Here is a 7,239-nt window from a genome sequence, read left to right on the forward strand (position 1 = left end):
AAATTGCCTTTGCCCATCTCGGCCTCCTTGCCTCAAAATTAGGGAAGAAGGCGTCTACAGATCTAGGGGCTATTCATCGAGCTCGTCTCCACGAGGATAGCAGCACTGTCCCTTACCCCGCGCAGAGGCCGCGCCACTCAGCAAGAGCGGCGGCGCGGTTCTTCCTGAAGTTCGTCCTGGAGTAGAGGCTTCGCTCCGAGTTGAAGTGTGAAATGGTTGAAGGCCGAGGCGTAGGCCGCAACGAATTTCTGCAGACTTTGCATCCGCCAAAACCGCTGCATCGCGCGTTGCCGTCGTCGGAAGGGCAAGAGTGAATTCCCTGCCCGGTTGTTCAGCCAACCGCCGGTTTGCAGCAGATCTGCCGCGCCGATCGCCTTAAGCACAGTAGCGTACGATCGCAGCAGTTCCTCGACGTTTCGGAGCGATAGAGGGAACCGGCGATAGATCATGATCGCGAGGCGGCTGATCACGGGGCTCGGCTTGAATTATCTGAGAGGGGAGCGTTTGGTCATCTGGGAAGGCTGCGAGAGCGGCCTGCCCGCCCGCCTAAACCGAGATTCCTGTGACAGCGCCAATTTACGCAACAGCAGACGCCGCGAACGGCAAAAAACACTTGTGGAGCGGCCAGATTGAGGCGAGGTTCACGTCGCATGGCCGGTCACTTGCGGATTGCCGGCAAAGATAACCCGGATATTCGGGTGCGGGAGGATATTATGGATCAACGAGTTGTTCCTGCGGGGCCAGATATTGTCTTCGAGGAGTTTGACGGCGATCTGGTCGTTCTGAACCTGTCGACTGGGCGATATTTCGGGTTCAATCCCGCGGCTGCCGTGGTCTGGGAGGCACTGATGGCTGGCTCTGCTCCGCGTGACGTAGCCGAGGCGATGCTGCAGACGCGCGGGTTGAATGAGTTTGTCGCCGAACTGCGCGCGAACGATCTGGTCGTCGCGAGTGATATGACCCCGGTTGATCTTGCGCCTAGTCTGGCCACGAAGCTGGCCGCGCTTGGAACGGCGCCGCAGCTTGAGGCCTATGACGATCTGGCGGATCTGATTGTCGCCGATCCCATCCACGACACGGATGAGGCACAGGGCTGGCCGGTTCGCGCGCCCGAGGCATGACGACATGGTCGCAGCCGCAAGCGGGGACGCGTCCCTCGCACTCTCCGAGCAATCGTTAGGTAATCGCTTGCCGCGCTTTTTCGACGGGTTCGATGCGCGGTTCGCGGCCGCTCCTCATGAGGTGGTCTTTCGCATCGCGGGCTGCGATTTCTGGTGCCGCACCTCGGACCCAAGCTACGCGCGGATACTGCATCAGGCGTTTCGTCTGAACTCCGCCGCCGACAATCCTTCCGTGCGTATTCTTGTGGAAACGCGTGGCCCGTTCTGGCCCGTCTGGACAGATGCGTTCTTCCGCGAGCGCGAGGTCGAGGCCCGGCTTGAGGGTGGCCCATTTCGCTTTCACTATTACGATCAGGCCGATTTTTGGCAGATATTTCAGCGAGAAACCGTACGCGGTATTCAGCTCATGACCCGGGCGGGGGCCTATCCCGAATGGGATCCCGGATCTCCGCTACGCAACCATATCCATTGGGCACTGATCGAACGCGGGGCGGCCTTGGTTCATGCCGGGACGCTGGCCGTCGACGGACAGGGGGTATTGTTGGCCGGGGCCGGTGGCTCGGGCAAGAGTGGCACGGTCTTGTCGGGACTTGTGAACGGTTTGAACTCGGTCGGCGACGACTATGTCGCGGTCACGACCGAGGGCGGCCTTCGCGCGCATCTCGTGTTCAACGGCCTCAAGCAGGACCCGGCCGGTTTCGCGCGTATCGGCTTGGCTGCGCGCATGGACGGGCGGGCAGCCCTTAACTGGCAGGGCAAGCATGTGTTCACGATGCACGATCTTGGCTTACCCGATCAGCCCGAGGCAATCTCGGTGCGGGCTCTGTGTTTGCCTCGCGTAGCGCATGCTGCGCAGACCACGTTCACGCCGGTTTCCGCGCGTGAGGCGTTCCTTGCGCTCGCCCCGTCGAGCGTCACGCAAATCCCCTCGGCACGCGCCGAGAGTTTTCGGATGTCGGCAACCGTAGCGCGCGAGATGCCCGCCTATCGCGTCGATCTTGGCACCGACCCGAGCGAGATTGCCGACGCTTTCGCGGGCTTTATCGGAGGGCAAGGCGGATGCTGACGGTGATCGTCCCGACCTATAACCGGCTGGAATTGCTGCGGATCGCCGTGGCGTCGCTGTTGACGCAGAAAGACACGCTACCGGTGGCGCTGGATGTTCTGGTGGTCGATGACGGCTCAAGCGATGGCACGTCTGACTGGCTGTCCGAGTTGCAGCGGGGGGAACCTTCGCTGCGGGTGGTGCGGCAAGAGAATGGCGGCGTAACGGATGCCCGCAACACGGGACTTGCACAGCTTTTGCCGCAGACCGCGTTTGTCACGTTTCTGGATTCTGACGATGCCTCACCCAAAGGGGCGCTTGCCGCGCAGCTGGCGCCCCTGCTTGATGATCAGCAGCTTGAACTGGCCTATGGCAAGATGCTGATGGTAGATGCCATAGACCCGCTGAGCCGCGAACCTGCGGAAGGTGCGCGCAAGCTCGATCTGGTCGGGATCCATCTTTCCTGCGCAATGTTCCGACGTTCCCTGGTCGAGCGGATCGGCCGCTTCGACCCCGAGTTCCGCCAGGCCGAGGATACCGACTACCTGCTGCGAACCTTCGAGGCCGATACCCGCTTCGTTCAGACCGACACGATTTGCCTCTATTACCACCGGCATAACGGCAACATGACCAAGAAGCAGGAAGAGAGTCGGCGTTATTTCGCGCTTGCGATCCAGAAATCGATCCGCCGGCGTCGCGCCGACCCTTCGATCCGCCTTGTCAAACCCAGCTTCGAGGTGCAGGCAATCGGAACGGCGGAGTTCTTCTGATGCCGGGCTACAGCGTCATCATCCCGGCGTTCAATGCCGCCCGAACCCTGGCGGAGGCTCTTGCATCGGTCTGCGCCCAACGACCCGCACCGGCCGAGGTTATCGTGGTCGATGACGGATCGAGCGATCAGACGGCAGTAATTGCGCGCGAATTCGGCGGTCCTGTTCGGGTTCTAAGCCAGGCCAATGCCGGGCCGGGCGCCGCGACCATGGCGGGCGTTCGGAGTGCGGGTTGCGAGGTTCTGGCCTTTCTCGACGCCGATGACCTGTGGTTGCCGGGCAAGATCGCGCGGCAGTTCGAGAAACTCGAGGTGATGGGCGCGGGCGGCATCGTCTGCACCCGGATGCGCCAGTTTCGCCACGGTATTCCCGACGATGGCACCGGCGAGGTGCGCGACGGGCTAAGCCGCTCGACCATGCTGACCACCCGGGCGGTGTTTGATCAGGTCGGTCCGATCGTCGATCCGCCCGGGCGGCGGGGCGAGTTGATCGACTGGATGGCGCGCGCACGAGAGGCGGGCTGCCGAATCGAGGTTCTGCCCGACGTGCTCGCCCTGCGGCGGATCTTGCCCGGTAGCCTTTCTTGGGGGCGCGACCCTGTTGCCGACCGTGGCTATCTGCTGGCAGCCCATGCGGCACTGATGCGTCGACGCAAGCAGGGAGGTGAGCCATGAGCTTTGCTCCGGTCGAACCTCAGGGCTTTCCCGCTCCCTCCTGGGCTTGGCCTCGCGGTGGGCTGGATCTGTTGTTGCAAGCAGCCCTCGCGCCGAACGAGGCGCGCGCCTTGGCCGCCGCGCGGGCTTGGTTTTCCAGCCACGACATCGACGCCGCCGAGTTTCGCGAGCATCGCCTCTTGGTCGCCATCGCCGCTCGCTTCGGGCGCAAGCTGGCCGATCTGCCCGAATATCCTCGCCTCGCCGGGCTGCAACGGATGCTCTGGACGAAGGCTCGGATGGCCCTGCGCGAGGCCGAGCCCGCGTTGCGCGAGATGGTGCAAAGCGGTGTGCCCGTTATGTTGCTCAAGGGCGCGGCGCGGATCGCATTGAATCCCGATGAACAAAAGGCGCGGGTCAGCCACGACACGGATATCCTTGTGCCACCCGCGGACTACGCGCGCGCGCTCGATATCCTTGCAAGTCATGGCTGGACCCCGTCTACGGGCGAGAGCGCGCGCTGCCTGCGCAGCCGCCTTGCGCAGACCCGCTCGATCAACCTCTTCTATGGTCATTTCGGCGATATCGACCTGCATCAATGGGGCTATGTCGGCGCGCCTGAGCTTGATCAGGCGCTTTGGGCAGGCGCCGTGCCGCGGGAGTTCTTCGGGGTCGCGGTTTTGGTTCCCTCACCCGAGGATCGAATTGCGCTGGCACTGGCGTCTTCCGCGCTGGACGCCCATGCCCATAGCGACTGGCTGGTAGATTGCGCGCGCACGCTGCAAGACGGAACACTGGATGAGGCGCGGCTGATTTCCATTCTTGAAGCGGCCGGGCTGCTTTACCAGGCGAGCGTCGCGCTTGGTTACCTGCGCGATCGCATCGGGATCGCATGCCCCGCGCTGGACGCGATTGAGCAACGCGCAGCCGGTCTGGGGCGCACTGAGAGGGTCGGCCTGTTGTTGCAGATGAAGCCGCGCTGCGACTGGACCTGGCTGTCAGCCGCTGCACGCGGCATCGCCAAACAGATGCGCCTCTCGCACCAGCGGCACGCGGTTCCGCGTGTCGCACGCGAGACGTGGCTGCGCGGGCGCCTCAGCCGCCTCAATGCCTCGGATCTGGCGAAAGCGCAGACCCCGATCCTGTCGCCGATTGCACTTGGGGCCGTGTTGCCCGGCCGGTATCGCATGTCGCTCTCCCTCGCGGTGGAACTGCCGGGCATTCGGCGTCGCGCAGAGTTCGAGCTTGGCACCGATCAGGCTTACCTTACCCGGTTGCGCCTGCGTGACCTGCTCGGCCGCGCGGGCTGGTATGCGGCCCGGTTCGAGGGGGAGTTGGTCATCCCTGAGGGTGCTGCAGGCCAACTTCTGGTCGAGGTGCGGCCCTCCAAGACCCTGCGCGACACCGACGAGGCCGAACAAAGACGCTATGCCGCCTTGCCCATGCGCCTGCTGTCCGCAACGATACGTCAGCTTTGAGGACTACGGATGCAAGGAATGCTTTCGCGATGACCAACGCGCCGGTTCGCATCCGCTCGGTGCTGAAAGACGGCAAGGTGATCCCGCCCACGGGATGCGAGGTGATCGTGGCCGATCACTGCAACATCGCCTGCCGACAGTGCAACCACGGGGCGCCAGCACTACGCAAATGGAACGCGGCGCCGCAGGATCTGGCGCGTGATCTGCGACTGCTTGCGCGGCACTACCGCCCGGCTTTCCTGAAGTACATCGGTGGCGAGCCGCTTCTTAATCCGGATCTTCCGGCAATCTTGTGCGCGGGCCGCGAGGCCCGCCTCTGCGATCATCACCTGCTGGTCACGAACGGCATGCTGCTTGAGCGAATGACCGAAGAGGTTTGGTCGTTGATCGACGAGCTTGAAGTCTCGGTCTATCCTGCGACCGGCGTGACCGAGCAGACACTCGCCCCCCACCGCGTGTCGGCGGCCCGGCACGGCGTACGCTTCACCGTCAACCATTTCCCCGAGTTCCGCCGAACCTTCACGCGCCAGCACAATGATGACGACGCGCTTGTGGAGCGGGTCTTTCGAGGGTGCAAGGCGATCAATGTCTGGGGCTGCCATACGCTTTACCAGGGCGCCCTTTATCGCTGCCCGCAATCGGCTTATGCGTTGACGCTTGCAGGGGCCGAGGGGTTCGACGGCTTCGTGATGCAGGAACGCCCCGATTTCGCAGAGCAATTGCTGACTTTTCTGAACGGGCGTGAACCGCTTGCCGCGTGCCGCTACTGTGTCGGGACAGCCGGCCGCAAGGAGGCACATCAGATCATGAAGCGCGCCGACTGGATCGCCGATCTGGACAGCTCTGCGCAAGATGCTCTGGATCCCGGGTTGCTTGCCGAGAATGTCGTCAACGTCGTGACGCTCGATGACTGCAAGACGCCGGATCATCACCTGCGCCGCTCTGTCCTGAAGCGGATTATCGGCAAGCTTGGCATTCGCCCGACCCGGATCCGCAAGGCTCGCTCGCGTCGCGTCGATGACCTTTAGGCGCTGGCAGACTAGGTCATGTTGACAATTGGCGGAGCCATAGGTGCCGTGTTCTCATCCCCCTAGTGATCGTCTTCTTGAATGGCTCTCCATCCCAAGGATTCGGTACGCCCACCAGCTCTGACGGCGTGGCCATACAGAAAACCCAGCTCCTGCCGGGGCCAAGTGGCTGCTTGAGATCGCGCATGTCGTCCTTGGCGTCCTTCGCGTTGTACGTTTTGGACAACAAGCGATTGGATGTCGAGGCGCAAAACCTTGCGATAGCAACACGTTGAGATGGATGGCGGTGCTGTCGGACGGATTCGAACTCGTCTCCACAAGGACAGTAGCGCTGCCTCTTATCGCGCGCAGAGACCGCGCCACTCGGCAAGAGCGGCGGCACGGATTTTCTTGAAATTCGCTCTCGAGTAGAAGCTGCGCTCCGCGTTGAAATGGTTGAAGACCGCGGCATGCACGGCGACGAATTTCTGCAGACTTCGCGTCCGGCTGAACCGATGCATTGCCCACTCCCGTCGTCGGAAAGGCAAGTGGGAATTCTCTGCCCGGTTGTTCAACCAACGGCCGGTCAGCTGCAGATTTGCAGCGCCGATCGCCTTCAGAGCCGCGCCGTAGGAGCGCAGCAGATCGGTGACGATGGCCTTGGGACGGCCGTATCTCCGCATCGTTTTCTTCAAGAATTTCAGGGCCGATCTTCTGTCCCGCGTCTTTGTCACGAAGCTTTCAAGAACCTCGCCCTCGTGATCGACCGCTCGCCAGAATAGTGGCGTTCGCCGTTGATCTTCACGAACACCTCGTCAAGGTGCCAGCGCCATTGGGGACCGGACCGCAATCGCTCGGCCCGTCTCGCACGGATCTCGGAGGCGAACATCGGGCCAAAGCGGTTCCACTAGAAACGAACGGATTCGTGGCTGATCTGAATGCCACGTTCGTGCAGCAGGTCTTCGACGTTGCGCAGCGATAGAGGGAACCGGACATACATCATGACCGCCAGGCGAATGATTTCCGGGCTGGTCCGAAAGTACCTGAATGGGGCGTCTTTCGTCATCCCAAGACGCTACGAGACCACCTGCTGTGACCCCCGACATTCATCCAGCTGATGCCGGAGTCCGCGGTTGAGTTTGGCGCGGTTGCGCCGCGGGGGCAA

The 7,239-nt window shown here is 62.7% G+C and carries 6 protein-coding genes and 2 pseudogenes; 6 read left to right on the forward strand and 2 right to left on the reverse strand.

Translation table 11 applies throughout. The features are described 5' to 3' along the window. Positions 1-112: 112 nt before the first annotated feature. Positions 113-413: pseudogene (locus KTQ37_RS16355) on the reverse strand (IS6 family transposase); the annotation flags it as partial. 300 nt (positions 414-713) lie between these two features. On the opposite strand from KTQ37_RS16355, the gene KTQ37_RS16360 reads away from it, so the two are divergent. The 6 genes from KTQ37_RS16360 (at position 714) to KTQ37_RS16385 (ending at position 6,095) form a co-directional block, all read left to right on the forward strand. Beyond that, positions 714-1,121, forward strand: coding sequence for a PqqD family protein (locus tag KTQ37_RS16360; RefSeq protein ID WP_218631582.1), 408 nt, complete (start codon positions 714-716; stop codon positions 1,119-1,121). 67 nt (positions 1,122-1,188) lie between these two features. After that, positions 1,189-2,187, forward strand: coding sequence for a hypothetical protein (locus KTQ37_RS16365; RefSeq protein WP_218631583.1), 999 nt, complete (start codon positions 1,189-1,191; stop codon positions 2,185-2,187). Then, positions 2,181-2,936, forward strand: coding sequence for a glycosyltransferase family 2 protein (locus KTQ37_RS16370; protein WP_218631584.1), 756 nt, complete (start codon positions 2,181-2,183; stop codon positions 2,934-2,936). Before KTQ37_RS16365 ends, KTQ37_RS16370 begins: the two co-directional genes overlap by 7 nt. Continuing rightward, positions 2,936-3,610 carry a glycosyltransferase family 2 protein gene (locus KTQ37_RS16375; RefSeq protein ID WP_218631585.1) on the forward strand — a complete coding sequence of 225 codons (675 nt, stop codon included), beginning with the start codon at positions 2,936-2,938 and terminating at the stop codon, positions 3,608-3,610. Before KTQ37_RS16370 ends, KTQ37_RS16375 begins: the two co-directional genes overlap by 1 nt. Continuing rightward, complete coding sequence (locus tag KTQ37_RS16380) at positions 3,607-5,067, forward strand: nucleotidyltransferase family protein (RefSeq protein WP_218631586.1); 1,461 nt, start codon at positions 3,607-3,609, stop codon at positions 5,065-5,067. Before KTQ37_RS16375 ends, KTQ37_RS16380 begins: the two co-directional genes overlap by 4 nt. A gap of 29 nt (positions 5,068-5,096) precedes the next feature. Further along, the gene (locus KTQ37_RS16385; protein ID WP_218631587.1) at positions 5,097-6,095 is read left to right on the forward strand and encodes a 4Fe-4S cluster-binding domain-containing protein; all 999 of its coding nucleotides are present in this window, start codon (positions 5,097-5,099) and stop codon (positions 6,093-6,095) included. 338 nt (positions 6,096-6,433) lie between these two features. Here the strand turns inward: KTQ37_RS16385 and KTQ37_RS16390 are convergent. After that, positions 6,434-7,140, reverse strand: a pseudogene (locus KTQ37_RS16390) (IS6 family transposase). Positions 7,141-7,239: the final 99 nt, after the last annotated feature.

The sequence above is a fragment of the Sedimentimonas flavescens genome (genome assembly GCF_019264375.1).
GTDB classification, from domain to species: Bacteria; Pseudomonadota; Alphaproteobacteria; order Rhodobacterales; family Rhodobacteraceae; genus Rhodobacter; species Rhodobacter flavescens.

Excerpts from the sequence above, each read along its gene's own strand:
- KTQ37_RS16360 (WP_218631582.1), top strand. The coding sequence starts at position 714 with ATGGATCAACGAGTTGTTCCTGCGGGGCCAGATATTGTCTTCGAGGAG.
- KTQ37_RS16370 (WP_218631584.1), top strand. The coding sequence starts at position 2,181 with ATGCTGACGGTGATCGTCCCGACCTATAACCGGCTGGAATTGCTGCGG.
- KTQ37_RS16375 (WP_218631585.1), top strand. The coding sequence starts at position 2,936 with ATGCCGGGCTACAGCGTCATCATCCCGGCGTTCAATGCCGCCCGAACC.
- KTQ37_RS16380 (WP_218631586.1), top strand. The coding sequence starts at position 3,607 with ATGAGCTTTGCTCCGGTCGAACCTCAGGGCTTTCCCGCTCCCTCCTGG.
- KTQ37_RS16385 (WP_218631587.1), top strand. The coding sequence starts at position 5,097 with ATGACCAACGCGCCGGTTCGCATCCGCTCGGTGCTGAAAGACGGCAAG.